This is a genomic window from Microbulbifer maximicatervae (SeqCode) (assembly GCF_052467825.1).
In genome coordinates, this window is the sequence record NZ_CP174327.1 from 153234 (window position 1) to 172386 (window position 19153).

Annotated in this window: 13 protein-coding genes; 5 read left to right on the top strand and 8 right to left on the bottom strand. The window is 44.8% G+C overall.

The features are described from left to right. Positions 1-190: 190 nt before the first annotated feature. Genes ACJJII_RS00720 through dcd form a run of 3 tightly spaced genes read right to left on the bottom strand, consistent with a single transcriptional unit; the run spans position 191 to position 2187 of the window. A complete protein-coding gene (locus tag ACJJII_RS00720) occupies positions 191-376 on the bottom strand; it encodes a hypothetical protein (protein WP_413662993.1) in 186 nt (61 codons plus the stop codon). Continuing rightward, positions 376-1584, bottom strand: coding sequence for a BaiN/RdsA family NAD(P)/FAD-dependent oxidoreductase (locus ACJJII_RS00725; RefSeq protein WP_444917968.1), 1209 nt, complete (start codon positions 1582-1584; stop codon positions 376-378). The genes ACJJII_RS00720 and ACJJII_RS00725 overlap by 1 nt, the downstream gene beginning before the upstream one ends. Before the next feature lie 33 nt (positions 1585-1617). Then, the gene (gene dcd / locus ACJJII_RS00730; protein ID WP_282933840.1) at positions 1618-2187 is read right to left on the bottom strand and encodes a dCTP deaminase; all 570 of its coding nucleotides are present in this window, start codon (positions 2185-2187) and stop codon (positions 1618-1620) included. A 206-nt stretch (positions 2188-2393) separates the two neighbouring features. Between dcd and imuA the strand changes: the two genes are divergently transcribed. From imuA to ACJJII_RS00745, 3 genes are all read left to right on the top strand, one after another. Next, complete coding sequence (gene imuA, locus ACJJII_RS00735; RefSeq protein ID WP_444917969.1) at positions 2394-3101, top strand: translesion DNA synthesis-associated protein ImuA; 708 nt, start codon at positions 2394-2396, stop codon at positions 3099-3101. A gap of 21 nt (positions 3102-3122) precedes the next feature. Beyond that, entirely contained in the window at positions 3123-4628 is a 1506-nt protein-coding gene (locus tag ACJJII_RS00740; protein ID WP_444917970.1) for a Y-family DNA polymerase, read from the top strand. An 82-nt stretch (positions 4629-4710) separates the two neighbouring features. Further along, positions 4711-7878 (top strand): error-prone DNA polymerase, encoded by a 3168-nt coding sequence (locus tag ACJJII_RS00745; protein ID WP_444917971.1) that lies wholly within the window; start codon positions 4711-4713, stop codon positions 7876-7878. A gap of 1377 nt (positions 7879-9255) precedes the next feature. Here the strand turns inward: ACJJII_RS00745 and ACJJII_RS00750 are convergent. From ACJJII_RS00750 to ACJJII_RS00770, 5 genes are all read right to left on the bottom strand, one after another. Further along, positions 9256-10419 (bottom strand): MBOAT family O-acyltransferase, encoded by a 1164-nt coding sequence (locus ACJJII_RS00750; protein ID WP_444917972.1) that lies wholly within the window; start codon positions 10417-10419, stop codon positions 9256-9258. Beyond that, a complete protein-coding gene (locus ACJJII_RS00755) occupies positions 10416-11330 on the bottom strand; it encodes a sulfotransferase family protein (protein ID WP_444917973.1) in 915 nt (304 codons plus the stop codon). The genes ACJJII_RS00750 and ACJJII_RS00755 overlap by 4 nt, the downstream gene beginning before the upstream one ends. Continuing rightward, positions 11330-13207, bottom strand: coding sequence for an AMP-binding protein (locus ACJJII_RS00760; RefSeq protein ID WP_444917974.1), 1878 nt, complete (start codon positions 13205-13207; stop codon positions 11330-11332). The genes ACJJII_RS00755 and ACJJII_RS00760 overlap by 1 nt, the downstream gene beginning before the upstream one ends. Positions 13208-13210: 3 nt before the next feature. Continuing rightward, positions 13211-13762 carry a hypothetical protein gene (locus ACJJII_RS00765; protein ID WP_444917975.1) on the bottom strand — a complete coding sequence of 184 codons (552 nt, stop codon included), beginning with the start codon at positions 13760-13762 and terminating at the stop codon, positions 13211-13213. 1407 nt (positions 13763-15169) lie between these two features. After that, complete coding sequence (locus ACJJII_RS00770) at positions 15170-15661, bottom strand: pilin (RefSeq protein WP_444917976.1); 492 nt, start codon at positions 15659-15661, stop codon at positions 15170-15172. Positions 15662-16057: 396 nt separating this feature from the next. On the opposite strand from ACJJII_RS00770, the gene pilB reads away from it, so the two are divergent. Then, positions 16058-17764: a type IV-A pilus assembly ATPase PilB gene (gene pilB, locus ACJJII_RS00775; RefSeq protein WP_444917977.1), complete on the top strand. Its 1707-nt coding sequence runs from the start codon at positions 16058-16060 to the stop codon at positions 17762-17764. Positions 17765-17936: 172 nt separating this feature from the next. After that, complete coding sequence (locus ACJJII_RS00780) at positions 17937-19151, top strand: type II secretion system F family protein (RefSeq protein WP_444917978.1); 1215 nt, start codon at positions 17937-17939, stop codon at positions 19149-19151. The last annotated feature ends 2 nt before the right edge of the window (positions 19152-19153 follow it).

The following is a 19153-nucleotide window of genomic DNA, read 5'->3' on the forward strand; positions in this document are numbered from 1 at the left end:
ATAAACCTATGCAACGTTACTGCGTAACTCAACAGTAACGTTGCATTATTTGCTGCCCCCAAAATATCTTTTCTCAGTAATCACCCGTATTAAAGACACTGAGTTTTGACAATTTTCTTAACAGGGGAGAGTAAATTTCCTAACTATTAATTGAACTGCCCCATGAATATCGGATTTGGAGAGAGAAAATTTACAAGTGTTTAATTTTCGTTTTTCCACAGCGTTCACAGCGATATTCAGTAACCAACTTTCCCTGCTTTACGTCAAACTTGCGCTCGGTGACCACTTTCCATTTATGAAAACCTTCCCTGCACAGGGTGCTGCCCTTGTGCTTTTGCCAAGCGGTTTTTCTTTTGAAAGGAATAACATCTCCCATTAAGCCACCTCTCCTGCAGCATGACCTGAAGCCCAAGCCCATTGGAAATTAAACCCGCCGAGCCAGCCGGTTACATCGAGAACCTCACCAATAAAATAAAGCCCCTGCCGGGTTTTACATTCCATAGTACGGGAAGAGACCTGTGCAGTATCGACTCCACCTAATGTTACCTCAGCAGTGCGATATCCCTCAGTGCCCGCCGGTACCAATTTCCAGCTTTGTAACTTTTCCCCAGCTTGCTGTAACTCCCCCTCCCCAAACTGTTTTAGGGGGCGGCTAACAATTTGCGCTCGCTGCAGGAAAAACTGTACTAACTTTTTGCTCCAAACCTCAGCCAAAACGCTGTGTAAGTGGCTATCCGGGCTCTGTTGTCGGCGCAGCGGTAACCACTCTGCCAGATTTTTCTCTGGAGCCAAGTCAAATATTACCGTTTGACCTTCTCGCCAGTGGCTGGAAATTTGCAAAACCGCTGGCCCACTCAGTCCCCTGTGAGTGAACAGCATCTGCTCCTGGAAACTACCTTCAGCGCAAGAAGCAGTCACTGAAAGGGAAGTTCCAGGCAAGGTACCCTGACGCTCCAATTGCCGTTTATGCTGGGTGAATGGCACTAGCGCTGCTCGAGTTGGGACTAAATCAAGCCCAAACTGCTCAGCGATCTCATAGCCAAACCCGCTCGCCCCCATGGTGGGAATAGAAAGGCCTCCAGTAGCCACGACCAAGGATTCACAGGTAACCGTCCCCATACTCGTTTCGACCTTATACCCCTGCCCCAGAGCTTGAATTTGAGTAATGCTGCAGCGCGTGCGGATCTGTGCCTTGGCCGCACGGCATTCCGCTAGTAACAAGTCGACAATATCCCTTGATTTATTGTCGCAAAAGAGCTGACCGAGAGTTTTCTCGTGATAGGCAACTCCGTGCTTCTCCACCAGTGCAATAAAGTCCCACTGGCTATAGCGAGCCAAGGCGGACTTACAAAAATGGGGGTTATTACTGTAGAAGTTCTCTGCACTGGTGTAGAGATTGGTAAAGTTGCAGCGGCCACCACCAGACATCAAGATTTTCTTTCCGACTTTGTTGGCGTGGTCCAGGACCAACACGTTGCGCCCGCGCTGGCCCGCTGTAGCCGCGCACATTAGTCCAGCTGCCCCAGCGCCAATGACCAATACATCGACGCTTTCAGGTAGCTGGCTGGTAGAAACCTCTGTCATAGGTAGGAAATAGTACTGCAGTAAGACCGGTGATCAGGTGCGAGGCAGGGTAACGCCGCGCTGGCCCTGGTATTTGCCACCGCGATCGGCATAGGACACATCACAAACTTCATCGGATTCGAAGAACAGCATCTGTGCCACTCCCTCGTTGGCATAGATCTTCGCGGGCAAGTTAGTGGTGTTGGAGAACTCCAAAGTCACATGACCTTCCCACTCCGGCTCCAGTGGCGTCACATTGACGATAATACCGCAACGGGCATAAGTGGATTTACCCAGGCAAACCGTCAATACAGAGCGCGGGATACGGAAATACTCCACTGTACGCGCCAAGGCAAAGGAGTTTGGCGGAATAATGCAGTGATCGCCTTCAACATCCACAAAGCTGTTTTCATCGAAGGTCTTGGGGTCAACTGTCGCTGAGTGAACATTGGTGAAAATCTTAAATTCACGAGCACAGCGAACATCGTAGCCATAGCTGGAGGTGCCATAGGAGATGAGTCGATCGCCATTATCGTTATGACGCACCTGACCGGCCTCAAAAGGCTCAATCATACCGTGCTGCTCTGCCATGCGGCGAATCCACTTGTCGGACTTGATACTCACTCCGTCCCCCCTGAATAGAATAATTAGTGCTCAATTAAAGAGGCGGAATCATAGCCGGTTTAGGCTGTGCAAAAAAGTGCCTATCCAATGAATTCTCACTTGTTGCCACTGGATAGATACTGTATAAATTAACAGTATCACTGTATACACATACAGCTCAAGACGAAGATAGTGGCCGGATCGGACTAAAATTCAGTGGTGGAATCGTGGGCAGCGCAGAAAACTTCATAGAAAACAATCAGTTAGACAGCCAGGAAAAACACCAGAAACTGGCACAGCTACTCACCAGAGCCGATATCTGGCAAGCAGCAAATGAACCCCGACGGCAGCGAAACGGCATCGCCAGTGGTTATCCAAGCCTCGATGCCCTCCTAGCGAACCACGGCTGGCCAAGAGGGGCCACTACTGAGCTACTCATGGACCAGATGGGTATCGGTGAACTCACCCTAATACTACCGGCCTTGGCAAATCTCACTCAGAGGGGGCAAATGGTCATACTGGTCAATCCACCCCATATTCCCTATGCGCCCTCATTGGCCAACAGTGGTATCCGCCTTGAGAACCTGCTGATCCTGCACCCCCGAGGCCCCAAGGATACTCTCTGGGCGATCGAGCAGTCCCTACAATCCGGAAGCTGTGGTGCCTTACTCAGCTGGCAGGGGCAACAATCCCTGAGCCATAAAGATCTTCGTCGCCTGCAACTCGCTGCCCGCAATGGGGACTGTCTGCACTTCCACTTTCGCCCTCAGTGTGAAACAGCAAACCCCTCACCCGCGAGCTTGCGCCTACTGCTCACACCTAAGGGGGGAGAGCTGGCACTAAGGCTTTTAAAGCAATTGGGTGGAAATTCAGGCCAAAACCTCTATTTGGCAAGAGCAGCAAAACTGGTCCGACGGGACCAACCAATGCACTGAACGGTTTCGAGGGATAGCTCCATGCTCTGGCTTTGTATTCAATTCCCCAGGCTTCCGTTAGAAGTTCTGACCCGCGCTCAGCAACAAGGAGAAGAGGCTCTACCCCAAGTTGTGGTTGAAAAACAGTTGGTGATTGATAGAAACCCAGCGGCATCCCAATGCGGCGTTGAGGTCGGGCTCAGTATTGCCACTGCGTCTGCTCTCTGTGCAGACCTACAGCTGCTACAACGTGATTCCCAGCGGGAACAACTAGAATTACAGCAACTGGCCCAGTGGGCATACAGCTTTACACCACTTGTATCACCTCAGTCCTCAGGGCCTATGAGCAATGGTGAGAGCACTTCCGCCCACCTCTTCCTGGAGCTGGGCGGCTGCCTAAAGGCCAGCGGTGGCTTCAAGGCATTGATACAGCAGCTGAGCGAAGAGCTTGAGCAGATGGGAATCCACAGCCTGATGGGCCTCGGCCACAGCCCCAGTGCAGCTCATATGCTAAGCCAACTGACAGAACACCGGCACTGGCTTACGCAATCAGATTCTCCGCCCAGCCCTCAGCAGTGGAGACAGTGGATTAGCTTTGCCCCATCCAAGCTCCTTAATTGCGACAACAAAACTATTTCCAAGCTCTACGCATGTGGTATCAAGCGAGTAAGCCAGCTGCTCGCTATTCCACTCTCTGAGGTAGGCTCTCGTTTTGGTCGCCCATTTGTGGACTACCTGGCACGCCTGAACGGAACTCGCCAAGATCCAGTCTGTAGTTATCAGCCCCCAGCACAATTCCGTAGCGAGCTATTTTTCCCCAGCCCCTTGGATAATAGCGAACAGCTGCTATTTCCTATCGGTCGCCTACTAAGGGAATTATGCTCCCAGTTGCATCGACGCCAGCTCTTCACACAACAATTAAATTGGCATATGAATTTCGGCCAAAATAAATATCAGGAAATAACCGTAGAAGTCTCCACTCCGCAGTTGGACCCTCAACGCCTAATAGCACTAACCAAGCTGCAAATGGAAAGAGTAACTCTTGATCAGCCAGTGCAGTCCATCAGCTTAAATTGCAAGCATTTACTCCCCTTGGAGCAGGAATCACTGGATGAAGATTTATTTGGTGAAGGCAGCCAACATAAACGCAATCAACAGCTATTAGACAAATTAAAAGCCCGCCTCGGTCATCAAGCACTCTCGGGAATTGCCCTAAAAGAAAGCTACCTACCAGAGCAGGCCTGGCAAAATACAGATACTCTGATAATTAAAAGTAACGCTAAGGGACAGCAAATTAAGCCCATCCAAGCACCGCGCCCCAACTGGCTATTAGCTCATCCAACCAAACTGGAAAGTAGCGAGCACAAATTATTTTATCAGGGGGAGCTACAACTATTACAGGGGCCAGAGCGAATTGATGGCTATTGGTGGCAGCACGGGCGTCATGGGCGGGATTACTATATCGCAAGAAATAAAAGAGATGAGTTCTACTGGGTCTTTCAGGATCTTACAACCGAAGAGTGGTTTTTACATGGCGTCTATAGCTAAACCTAAACCCCCCTCTTAATACTGATCTTCACCAAAATCCCAACCCTATCACAATCAACAGATAGACGCCGAGAGAATCAGCATGAGGTACGCCGAACTCTTTTGTCAAAGCAATTTTTCTTTTCTGCAGGGGGCATCGCATCCGCAGGAATTAGTCCACACTGCTTACAAATTGCAATATACAGCCCTTGCTATCACCGATGAATGCTCTCTTTCCGGAGCCGTTAGAGCCTATAAAGAACTTGAAACCATCAAGTCTACAGACTCTAAAAATCCCGAGTTTAAACTAATTTTTGGCAGTTATTTCCGGCTCCATAACAGCATAGAAATAGTTCTACTAGCTCCGGACAAAACTGCCTACAGCGAGCTGTGCCAGTTAATTTCAAAATCACGCTTAAGGGCAAAAAAAGGAACCTACATTACTTATCAAAGTGACTTGGTAGAGTTATGTAAAAACCTAATTGCCATCTGGATTCCAAATTTTAATGAGATAGAAATACCTGAAGAAATCAAGAAAACCTTCAGCGAACGGCTTTACATTGCCATCAATAATCACCTACACGCAGAGGAAAGCCTTAAGTCCAATAGAGTTACTGAGCTTGCAAGAAGAGAGAATATTTCCTTGGTTGCAACCAATCATGTCTTGATGCACTGCTATAGCCGAAAGCCACTACAAGATGTACTCAACGCAAATTACCATAACTGTACCCTGGATAATCTAGGGTATCGTATTGAGCAAAATGCTGAACGTTATCTTCGCAGCTTAGGTGATATCCAGTCGTTACACTCCAAAGAGTCTATAGACAATACCAACCTCATTGCCAAACAATGTACTTTTTGCTTGAGCGAACTCAGTTACGAATACCCATCAGAAGTTATCCCTCAAGAAAGTAATGCGAGCAGCTATTTAAAAAAACTAGTACAAATAGGAAGGGCTGCCCGCTGGCCACAGGGTCCTGAAAAGAGAATTGATGAGATTATCAATAAAGAACTCGCAATAATAGCAGAACTGCAATATGAACATTACTTTCTAACCATTTACGATATAGTCCAGTTTGCCCGCGAAAATCATATCTTGTACCAGGGCCGTGGCTCCGCAGCCAATTCAGTAGTTTGCTACTGCCTATTCATCACAGAGATAGATCCTCATAAAATTGGATTGCTATTTGAACGGTTTATCTCACGGGAACGCAATGAACCCCCAGATATTGATGTAGACTTTGAGCACGAACGACGTGAAGAAGTTATTCAGTATATTTACACAAAATATAGCCGCGAAAGAGCTGGACTTACCGCTAGTAAGATCACCTACCGCTTTAAAAGCGCCGTAAGGGATATCGGCAAAGCCCTTGGTATCAACGCTGCCACAATAGAACAACTTATTGCTGAACGCGCCTGGTGGGACACTCTAGATAGCTTCCCCCAACAAATGCAAAAAGTGGGAATAGATCCGAGCAGTGCAATAGGAAAAATGTTCCCACAGTTACTGCAGCAAATATATGGTTTTCCAAGACATCTATCGCAACATGTAGGCGGTTTTGTTATTACAGAACAACCATTACACCAGCTGGTTCCAATTGAAAATGCCGCTATGGAGGATCGCACCCTAATCCAATGGGACAAAGAGGATATCGAAGATTTAAAACTAATGAAGGTCGATGTGCTCGCCCTGGGTATGCTGACTGCACTGCGTAAATCCCTGAATTATATTGCTCTATACGGCCCCAAATTGCGATTGCAGGATATTCCCGCCGAAGATCCACAAGTCTACGAAATGATGTGCAAGGCCGATACCGTTGGAGTCTTTCAAATTGAATCTCGCGCTCAAATGAGCATGCTGCCAAGATTACAACCTCGAAATTTTTATGAGCTTACTATAGAAATCGCCATTGTCCGCCCTGGGCCAATTCAAGGCGGCATGGTACACCCCTATTTGAAACGCAAGCAGGGGTTGGAGACCGTGCGCTATCCTCATAACAATTTACGCCCAGTGCTTGAGCGCACTCTCGGTGTTCCTATATTTCAAGAACAAGTTATTCAACTTTCGATGGTCGCAGCAGGGTTTAGCGGCGGTGAAGCGGATGAGCTTCGCCGAGCCATGGCCAGCTGGGGAAAAAATGGAGATTTGTATAAATTCAGGGATAAGCTTGTGCAGGGAATGCAAAGTAATGGCTACAGGGATAGTTTTGCTGAGCAACTCTTCAACCAAATGAAGGGATTCGGCTCCTATGGCTTCCCCGAATCACACTCCGCAAGCTTTGCGCTTTTAGCCTATTTTTCTGCTTGGATTAAATACCATCACCCAGCGGCCTTTTACTGTGGGCTGCTCAATAGCCAACCGATGGGATTCTATGCACCGGCACAGCTAGTTTATGATGCTCAGCGCCACGGAGTTAAGATTTTGCCTATTGATGTACTTTATAGCTATTGGGATCACAGCTTAGAAGTACGGGAGAAGAACTTACCTCAAGAAAATACTTCACCTACAAATCACGACATTACAGAGAAACCACCAGCTATTAAATTAGCAATTCCACTTTGGGAAAATCCAATATCCAACCATAAGGCCCCAGCTCTACGCTTGGGCATGCGCCTAATTAAAGGTCTAGCAAAAGCCACAGGAACAGCAGTCCAAAAAACTCGAGCTAAAATAAAAATTCATTCACTAGCACATTTTCAGGAACAATCAAAAATCAACAATGAACAACTCTCACATTTAGCTGAAGCCAATGCATTTATCAGCCTAACTAAAAACCGCCATCAAGACAACTGGAACTCTATAGCAATCAATTCAAGTAAAAAACAAGCGAACTTCATACCGAGAAATTCTCTAAAAGATGATAGCCATCTCGACTATAGCAAAATCGGGCTAACTCTTGGTGAACACCCTATTGCTCTATTAAGAAAACAAAAAAAGTTTCAGGGTTATACCAAAGCAATAGACCTGACCTACTGCAATAACCGTAAAAATGTTAAAGTCGTTGGACTAACAACCTGCCGACAACGACCAGGAAGCGCATCCGGGGTTATGTTTTTAACCTTGGAAGATGAAACAGGCAGTATAAATATAATAATCTACGAAGCCTGCCAAACTTTATACAAACTAGAGATTACTCAGGGAAGTATTTTGGGTGTTTATGGAACATTTGAGACTACCAAAGACTCTTACTGTAAAACCTACCATATAATTGCGAAAAAGATAGTATGCCATAATTATAAAACTCTACAGGCCTCTAGGAACTTTCAATGAACCCACATACTATACCCTGCCGAATGATTAGCTAAACTCTAACTACTCAATAAGATGAAAAAGTGTAAGACTATCGAATGTAAAAATACCTTGATCGAACCACAATCACAGCAAAACAAATTACAATATTAATACAGCAAACATAGAACTCTACTTTAAACTCACTGACATTTTTTAAAACCCGCAACTCTGCAAGTGACTGTATTGCCATCTACCGGTTTACCTATTATAGATGTAGCAATCGATCATTCCGGAAAGTAAATTATATTTTACCTACAGCTTTACATTCAACACTCAATAAGCGCACTAATAGGAGTAGGCCTCGTATACAGATAACCTTGATCCGAGTGGAACAAGACTTCACGGGATTCCCTCCATCACCTCAGGTCATTTTACTTTTTATCATTAGCGTATTACCTAGGCACCCTGAAAATAATACAGCAAGCATCTAACCCCAGAACGGCAGCTAAATACGTCAATTTAAATCAGCACCAATACAAATACTACATCCATACTAAACTCAATTAAATTTATTCAGCAAATCTAAGGATCAGCCGTTCTTAGTTAACATTTGTAACGATTGTTAGGCTCTCTACAGGGCAACAGTTGTATTCGAAGACCTCAATAAAGTCATACTGGATATATCAACGGAGCTACTATTTTTCGTTTATTTGTAGAAGCATGATCGAAACAAATAAACGGCTCACTAACTCGACCTATCAAACCGCACACTTCATCTCACCAGACATCAAGAAATTAGTGATTTTGGGGTACCCCCCCCTATAGACGCTTGATAAGTCTTTAAAGCCTCTAACTTTCCAGCTTCCATAATAAAAATTTATTTACAAGAATATCTATGCTATGCCCAGCCACTAGCTGCTTGACCTAAACGGCTGTTCAATGGGATACTTAAGCTGAATCGTCCTAACCTCTAACTAGGTAAGCGATATATAATTTAAATACAGAGGCAAAGAGCCAGGACTAGCACTCGTCAGGCATCTCTATTTTTAGCAATTAAATTGCCGTCTAAATTTCTTCGGATTTGGCGAAATTTTAAAATAGGACGCATACCTAACATTAAACATTCTTCCTGCCTACTAAAGCACAACCCATTTAGCTGGAACCAATTAAAATCCAGATAATTTTCAGAGACTTCCAACAAAATTCAGCAGCCTAAAACACCAACAATAAAACAGAAAGCCCCACATAACAAACACGCCCAACTTATCGAACCCTAAAGCTCCCCGTATTTAAAATCGACATCAAATACAATAGAGAAAAACAAGATAGAGCATATTAAAAAACTAAACCATATTGCGGTTAAAGCAACGGAAATCCAAACTGGAAACCAAGCAAGAAAAAAATGATAAACTCTCACTACTCCCCACCCCTAAAAAGCAAACTCAACACAGTTAGCATATCCGCAAAGGATTCCTGCCCCACTAATAGAAACCCTAACCAAACAAAATGAACCGTCATAAGAATACAACACACCTCCCAAGCTCTACTTATAAAAGGGGATTGAATACTAGGTAATTTAGCCTTAATCTGCGTATACCCCTGCCAACAAACAATACCCAACCAGTGGTATATCCCCCAAGCAAAATATCTTAAAGAGAGTTCATGCCAAACACCAATAGCCAATAATGAAACTAGCACACCTGCACTCGCGCTTCGTGTATTAGCCATAAAATATTTATAGATATATTCATTGCTCCACCGAGTTAACGAAATATGCCATCGACGCCAAAAGTCAGATATATTTCTAGCCAAATACGGCATAGAAAAGTTCTCACCTATTCTATAGCCAAGGGTACAACCAAGACCAATTGCAATATCAGAGTACCCAGAAAACAAGATATATAGATTAAGCCCGCCTCTCACCAACTCAAGATATTGCCATAACCACGTACCCTCAATAACAGAATCAGATAGCCCATAAGGCCAGGCAATCGACAGAAAAAAACCTGAAATTATTACGACCTTCACATAACCATAAATGATTCTCTCTATGCCTCGAGAGAAAAGCTCATAGTCCCAACGATGCCTGCGACGATCTCGCTCGAACTCACCAAATCGGTGAATTGGCCCTATCCACATAGTTGGCAAGAAAAAAAGATAAGGCACAAGGGATGAAAGCTGAACCCTTTTCAAATTCCCCCTTTGCCGTTCAAAAATAACGTGCATACATCTAAGAGAATAGAATGCTAGACCTAATGGTATCACACCAGCGGTAAAGAAATCTCCATTTGAAACAAAGCCTGACCCAGCAGCCTTATAGACAAGCAATATAAATAAAATCAGACATAGAGTAAGTCCGACCCTAAGCCTGCTTACCTCCCTGGCACTAACAACCAAATAACATGAAAGTGTCATTGCCACCAAAATTGCACATGAATACTGATCTACCCAAAATAGAAAGAGGAAGGTAATTGCGGATAAAACTAAACTGCGATATCTAGGGGGAGACAACCAAAAAATAGCAACTGCCGAAACAGCCCAAGCCAACCAATACAGAGAAACAAAACTAAAATCTTTCATGAATGATCATTGCCCGCTGCATGCACCATTAGGCTATGAACATATCGTCTACGAGCGGATTCTGGGGATATTAAATCGCCAACCTCTAGAGAGGCATAACCACACAATTCTAGTAGGGGATTTAACTTGTCAGCCAATTCCGATACTAGCGGTGAAGGTAAATTCTTCCACTTAGTTATACTAGCCCCATCAATAGTACTTCTTTGATAGGATTTATGATCACTAAAACCAATAATATCTGACTTGCTTAACCCGCCACTCATAATAGTTGCATCATACGGCTCTCCAAGCACCTCCAGGATCTGCCTCAGAACCTCCTCAGTATCTGTCACTAAATCCTCATAACGCACAATTAGGCAGTTCCCTTCCTGCCGCTCTCCTAGTGAGAGAAGCGATTCAGTCGTATCCACCCAAGAGTTTACAAACGCCTCAACGGGCCTTGGGAAATTCTTAATATATCTGTGCATTACATCTGGATACACCCCGGCAGCATTACAAAATTCAACAGAGCTTGCAGCCACATCTAAAGGATGACGTATTATCCCGAGATAAAAAACCTTATCATTAAGTATTTTTTCGATCGCATCCAAATAAAAGATATCAAATGCTGTTTTTTCAGCCCATCGCCTCTTCCCTTGGCGACGGGAAAATCTATTTAAAAAACCAAATGCAAACTCTCTTAGCTCCTCAAGCACATCATCATCGTTAAAACCAGCAAAATTTAGCCCCGATAAAACCCCCATATCAACACCATCTGCAGTCAGGTCTGCATCGATAAAACGAGCGCACGAACTAAACAAGTGAGTCTCGGGCGGTGAAGCTATATGTGGATGTGAATTTAAAATTCTCCGTAAAAGCGTGGTTCCAGAACGAGGGTGTCCCAAAATCGTGATACCTTGCTTATTATTCATCACAACTCAACACCCTCTGCATTAACACTCTCTTCTAATAGACCCACAATATCCGCCAAAGAGGAAATCTTTATTACATCAGAAGCCTTTAGTTTTATCTGAAACTCCCGCTCTACGGCCATCAATAGCTCTAGGAAGGCCAATGAATCCCATTCCCGCATATTATCCGGGCTAGAGTTTATTGACACACGCTCCACCGGGACTCGAAATACGGAGGCACTTAACTGCATTACACGACTAGACACACCCTCACCCAGCTCCGAAAAAGCTGCATCTTTATTATGCTCAATATCTCTAACCTGCTGCTTCAATGCGGGTAGATCCACCTTACCAGAGGGGCCCAATGGAAGATTTTTTACCTGAATAATATTATTGGGAATTTTTTCCCTAGCCATCAATTCTCGACATTGCTCAAACAAATCATCAATTTCTAGAAATTGATTTGAGTGAGAATAAATGCAAGCAACAACTTTCTCTCCCAGAAAATCATCAGGCAAACCGATAACAACAGCCTCATCGACTCCATCAATAGTCTTTAAGACTTCAGCAATTTCCTCCGGAATAATGTTGACCCCACCTCGTATAATTATATTTTTTATTCGGCCAACGATATATACAAAACCATCTTCATCCAGTCTTGCAAGATCACCTGTATGGAACCATCCATTTTTTAAAACTGCATTAGTCGCATCAGGATCATCTAGATATCCCTGCATCATTGCAGGACTGCGAATACATAATTCACCACTCTCACCAGATCCCACCTCACAGCCAGACGGATCAACTATCTTAATATCACCTTGTACAGGCTTACCGACACTCCCCACTCTCCTATAAGCCTCATCTGGCCCGCAGTAAATAGACTCACAAACTGTTTCGGTCAGCCCGTAACAATTTACAATTTTGACACCAAAGCGATTCTCAATTTGCTCCCAAAGATCTTTATCCAGGGGACCCGCGGTTGATTCAATAAATTTAAATTCGGCGGAGGAAAAACTATCATCAAATTCTTTTGGTGTGCGCTCTATCATCTTCAAGACAGCAGGCACTGTAATAAAGTGCGTTACTCTCTCACGATATAATAGATCCAACACTGAACTTATATTCTGCATATTAGGTGACGGGGGAACCAGCCACTGACTCTTTGCAATTAATGTTAATAAAACTCCCTGGTTGAGCCCATCTGAATGATGTAGAGGGAGGTGATTAGCAATAATCTCCCCGCCAGAAAGCTCAAAATGACGAATGAAAGCTATCATCTGAGCGGAGAGGCTTCCGTGAGTATGGACGACTCCTTTTGGCTTCGCAGTAGTCCCGGAAGTAAAAAGAATCAGACCGACAGTATCTAAGGGAAGATCTAAAAATTCAGAAATGCCAGATTCAAAATCGAGCATCGCAGGATAATTCTTCTTTAGAGAATTTTTTTTATCCTTACTAATAAAAAGGGCTGAGTATTTAGATTTTCTAACGGAGGCATCAATTTCAATGACTTTTATCGACTCCTCCTTACGAACCCTCTTTGCCTGTACAAACTTTGAGCTATCAATAAAGATTACAGCCGGGTTACTTCTTTCGGCCAGCACATTTATTTCAGAATCAGATCCATCGGGATCTAAGATAACCGCGGCAATGCCCTCCAATAAAGCCGCAATATAGAGTACCGCGACAACATGTTTTTCTCTGCTAACAATTAACGCCCTATCACCCTGAAATACTCCTATGCGACGCAAAAGCCCGCGAGTCTTACACACCTGATCCCAGAGCTGGCCATACTTTAAAGAAGTATCCTGTCCTTTATAGAAGTAGTTGGTTTTACCCGTCTCCAGAAAACTCTTTTCTATTAGATTTACTAGTGGGTTTTCAATACCTGTAGACATACTTTAGACTCCTATCTCTAACTTATCTCTCAGCACTTCCATCAACCAAGATGAATATATTTCTCTCCCTTCGGAGTTCATATGTACTACATCGCAGTACTGGGAGTCATTGAAGGAATATTCTGGCGCAACAACCTGCAGTATCGGTTCTTTGGGTGGAACTGGGTACACAGAAGCCCCTTTTGGGGCTACCGGAACAGACACGGCAAGAATAGGTACCTTTAAATTATCTAAATGCTCAAGAAAATCTACGGCTACTTTTGGCCTCTCCGGGATGCTGGTAAAATATGCCCATTTCAGAAAATAATCTCTTCGCCCCTCTGCCGTCTCCCCTTTTTTTAATACACTACACTCCATAGACACTTGGTGCTTTTCCTGATCAAAAACAGCCTCACCTGTTAGCGGGCTAAAATATTTTGACTCGATATATCTTCGGGAAAAAAACCATCTTGCCCGCAATACCCTGGCCTTAGTCAGCATTTCCTGCTGCAATACCACAAGATCGGGTTTACTTTTATAAAGCTCTTGAAATAGACCGCTAAAATCATTTAACACCGCCAAGTCCCTGGTTATCCTTAGAACCTGAACCGGCCTTTGAAATTTCTCAGTAAGCATCTTTGAGAAATCTGCACTCAACGGAGTAGCGTAACGCATCCGAGAATCCCCCATTATTACCACTTTGATGGGGCCTACACCCTCCTGAAAATCGCTCACTCGCGGCAGGTTGTACTCAGTAAACTCGGGGATGGGTGGAACATCAGATATTAATTCCAGGTACAAGTAAATTGCAGGAAAAAAAAGAAGAGCTAAAGAGGTTACCCAGACAGAAAAAGGGACTACACTTTTATTGGAATTGATAAACATTTACCCAACAGCAAGAGTTAAAACAAAACGTTTGGAGCGCTTAAAATAAAAACATTCATTTTAACCCCTTCAAAAATTATCTTAACTGTAGCATTTCCATAAACTGATTAAAATTTAAAAACTTCTTGCAAAAAACAGAAGGTCAACTCTCCCTCTTTCGCAGCAACGGGCAAGGTGCCTGTATAAAAGTCACAGCCATCAATATAGGAGCCACCAGCAAGTTAAACAGCCCGTATTACAGCCACCGAAACCACCAAAGTAGTCGCCCCACCAAGGAACGCATTATATTAAACTCAAATAAATTGATATGACTCCCGCCAAAAACGAAGCTATTGCAAAAATTATATTTTACTTCATTTGGGTAGTGCTCACAAAGTGCACCCCCTTAACCCCAAATTATAAGAAGATCTTTATAAGAGCATCCACATAAATGTTCATATACAGACCTAAAAGACAACAGCCCATACTAGAAATAGCGTTCAGCCTTACATCTGGCATTAAGCCAATCGGAACTTCTTTGAGCAACTATGACTGATGTAGGCTTCAGGTCACTTCTCGATCAGATATGGCAGAATAGCTCACCAACTACTCCACAATAATCTCAGCCAACTTGTATCGCTAATATTTTTAGGTAAGCTTAAAAAGCTCCGCCATCCGATCATTAATTTCATGCTTCTTTGTATTTGCATGCTGCTAGACACTATCAATTGCAGGAACTTTGGTAAGACCAACGTAATGAAAGCGTGCATCTCCAGTAGTGCACAGAGGAAAAATGAGCCGATCCAGCCACTCTCATAATGGTAAAGCCTACCCTCAAGCTTAAAAAACCCAAGTTGATTTGAGAGGACTCACCCCTTACTGATAACACACTCAAGCGCTTGTTTAATCCAAGGAGACAGTTCATTGCATTGCATAGAGTATATTGCCCGCGCGCTCTAGGAGGCATAAAAACCCCTTCACGCCTTGAAGTCTTCCAGTGAATTACCAGCACAAAATAGGGAGTACACCACCAACCCTTTTATTCCCCCTCAACCCCCAACAAAAAAGGACACCTGAAGGTGTCCTTTTTTAGCAAAACTAGCGCTCAAACTATGTGACTTAAGTGGTAGATCCTGAGCTAGCGGTGCCGCCAGAGGCAGCATCCTGAGCAAAACCAGTGCTAGCAGCGCCACATTTATCGGTATCACCGGTGGCTGTAATAGTCCAAGTAATTGCATTGGTAGCAACATTTGGTGTCATTGACAAGCCACAATTATTCAGCTCATCAGCACCAGCGAGAGTAATAGCACCAGTACCTGCAGCAATTGAGGGAGCAGCACTCATATACTCACCCTTAGTCAGCGTATAGCCCGAGGCAATATAACCCTGACTGGTCAGCTTATCGATGGTATCACAGGAAGTCATAACACCTTCAATATTGACACAGGATGCAATAGCCACCTGAACGGGGTGAATTTGTGCCAAGCTGTCGGTCCACTTGGTGCGCGATACGTAGTCCTTATACTGAGGAATAGCGATAGCCGCGAGAATACCGATAATCGCAACCACGATCATCAATTCGATCAGAGTAAAACCCTTTTGCTTTTTCATTGTAACCGTCTCCATACAGACATTATCAATTTTTCATTCCCGTTTAGGGAGGACATCCCGCGAGGAAGTCGCCATTTAAGATACAAGCTTTATGCCAACTTTGGCAAACCCTCTCAGCATATGAATTTCGGGTAATTTTCTTGGATAACCAGGCCTAGTGCCCCCCTCATTTCTGACAATTTTTTTCACCGACTGACAAAATATGTCAGCATGTCCCAGCTTTGTCACTTTCTGTACCAGTCGACGACTTTCCCTATCGTGACGACTAAATTCACAGGATTCAGCTAAAACGCTGAATCCACGCCACACTCTGGTATGATTCCCGAGAAGAAAACACAACTCACTCAGAGCCTGTGAGGATTAACTCTTCACCGCCTCAGTACAGTAAAATAAGCAATGAGCACTACTTCTCTTAGCGGCTTGGCCAAACGCCTGGTTGCAGACCAAGTTATCGACGAAGCGACGGCTGTATCCGCCCTCAAGGCCGCCCAAAGGGAACAGCAAACTTTTGCCCAGCATGCCGTAGAGGCAAAACTGGTCAAAAGCCGAGAGCTTGCAGATATTGCCTCCCAAGCTTTTGGCACCCCGCTATTTGATTTGGGCAGTTATAATTTTGAACTGGTTCCCCAAAAAATTGTTGATGAGAAACTAATCAGCAAACACTTTGTCTTACCGCTCTACAAACGTGGCAATCGCCTATTTATCGCCATGGCGGACCCCACCAATCTCGCAGCCTTAGATGAGATCAACTTTAATACTGGCCTCAACGCGGATGCGGTTGTGGTTGAGGCTGACAAGCTGGCAAAAGCTATCGAGAGCTACCTCTCTGACAATGGCGATATCGGCGCCGGCCTGGCGGATATGGATAACGAGGAGCTGGATGCTCTAAATATCGGCGGTGATGATAAAGAGGAAGACGAAGAGCCTGGAGGCGATGAGGCCCCTGTTGTCCGCTTTGTCAACAAAGTGCTGCTGGACGCTATTCGCACCGGCGCTTCCGATATCCACTTTGAACCTTACGAAAAAACCTATCGGGTTCGGTTTCGCACCGATGGCGTATTGCATGAAATTGCCAAACCTCCTATCCAGCTTTCAGCGAGACTCTCTGCCCGGCTGAAAGTAATGTCCCGAATGGATATTTCCGAAAAGCGTATTCCCCAAGATGGCCGCATTAAATTGAAGCTCTCCAAAACCAAGGCTATCGATTTCCGCGTGAACAGCTTGCCAACGCTCTGGGGGGAAAAGATTGTACTGCGAATTCTTGACCCCTCCTCAGCCAAACTGGGGATTGATGCCCTAGGCTACGAGGATGATCAGAAGAAAATCTATATGGACGCTCTGGCCCAGCCCCAGGGCATGATTCTTGTAACAGGACCCACAGGCTCCGGTAAAACGGTCTCCCTATACACAGGCCTCAATATCCTCAATACCGCGGAGCGCAATATCTCTACCGCTGAGGACCCGGTGGAAATCAACCTGGAAGGTATTAATCAGGTTAACGTTTCCAATAAGGTCGGGCTTAATTTTGCCGAGGCACTGAGATCTTTCCTCCGACAAGACCCTGACATCGTTATGGTCGGGGAGATCAGGGACTTGGAAACCGCTGAAATTGCTATCAAGGCTGCTCAGACAGGGCACTTGGTGCTCTCCACCCTACACACCAACTCCGCACCAGAAACACTGACGCGCTTAATGAATATGGGGGTCCCCACTTTTAACATCGCAACTTCAGTCAGTGTCATTATCGCCCAGCGCCTAGCGCGGCGCCTGTGCAACGAGTGCAAGACACCTGTTAATTTGCCCAGCGAAGTACTCGAGAGTGAAGGGTTTAGCAGCTTAACTATCCCCCAGAATGAGCTGACTATCTTTCAGCCTGCTGGCTGTGAACACTGCTCCAAAGGCTATAAAGGCCGTATAGGCGTGTATGAAGTAGTTCGCATCACCAACAGCATCTCTAGAATTATAATGGAGGGAGGCAACTCTATTCAGATTGCCGACAAAGCCCGTGAGGAGGGATTCAATAATTTAAGAACTTCCGCACTCCGCAAAGTCGCAATGGGCATTATAAGCCTTGAGGAAGCCAACAGGGTTACCAAGGATTAACTTTCCGTTAAATACTCTATTTCATTAAACTGCGTTTTAGATAGAAAATTTAACTTGTTGATGACTAAGCTATACGAACTCAAGCCCCTGAGTTAACTTTGAACAAATATCGAGCTACTTTTCTTAGCAGTAACTCAGCGTCACTGAGAATAAAAAAGCAGGAAATCCGTTTATGAGCAATGCCACGGCCATCACCTATATCTACAAGGGCGTAGATAGCAGAGGCTCTAAAGTTCAGGGGGAAATCAATGGCTCCAGCCCCGCTCTCGTAAAAGCTCAGCTGCGCAAGCAGGGAATTATTGCCAACCGAGTACAAAAAAAAGCAAAACCCTTGTTTGGCACCGGCAAGCAAAAAGTTAAGCCTGCCGACATTGCCCTTTTAACGCGTCAACTCGCCACCATGATCAAGGCCGGCGTGCCATTGGTTCAGAGTTTCGAGATCGTTGCTGACGGATTTGAAAACGAGGGCTTGAAAGATCTTATTTTCCAAATTAAAAACGATGTCGCTTCCGGCACCCTGTTTGCTGATGCCCTGCGCAAACACCCACTCCACTTTGATGATCTTTTCTGCAACCTGGTAGCATCCGGTGAGCAGGCCGGTGCACTGGAAACCATGCTGGACAGGATCGCAACCTATAAAGAAAAAACAGAGTCCCTAAAAGCCAAAATTAAAAAAGCGATGACCTACCCCCTTGCGGTAATCGTCGTGGCTATTATTGTTACCTCTATCCTGCTTATCAAAGTTGTACCGCAGTTCGCTGAGACTTTCTCGAGTTTTGGTGCAGATCTACCGGCATTTACACTATTTGTGGTTGGCCTGTCTGACTGGATGCAACAGTATTGGCTACTTGCCCTTGTGGGAGTCGTCGGCACTATCGGCGGGACAATAGAAGCCAAAAAGCGCAACAAAAATGTGTCAGCCTTTTTAGATCGAATCCTTTTAAAATTACCCATCATAGGGCTAATTATTTATAACTCTATTGCCGCGCGATTTGCTCGTACTTTGTCAACAACTTTTGCTGCCGGAGTTCCCTTAATTGACGCACTGAAGTCAGTAGCCGGAGCAACAGGAAACTCTATTTATGAGACGGCTACACTGCAAATAAAAGACCAGGTCTCGACCGGCATCCCTCTTAATGTGGCCATGAGGCAGTCTGGACTTTACCCAATAATGCTTGTGCAAATGACTGCCATTGGAGAGGAGTCCGGGGCGTTGGATGATATGCTCAGCAAGGCTGCCGATTTTTATGAAGAAGCCGTCGATAATACAGTAGATAACTTAACAACCTTACTCGAACCCATGATTATGGCTGTGCTAGGTATACTTGTGGGCGGACTTTTGATCGCTATGTACCTCCCCATCTTCCAGCTTGGTCAAGTTGTATAAAA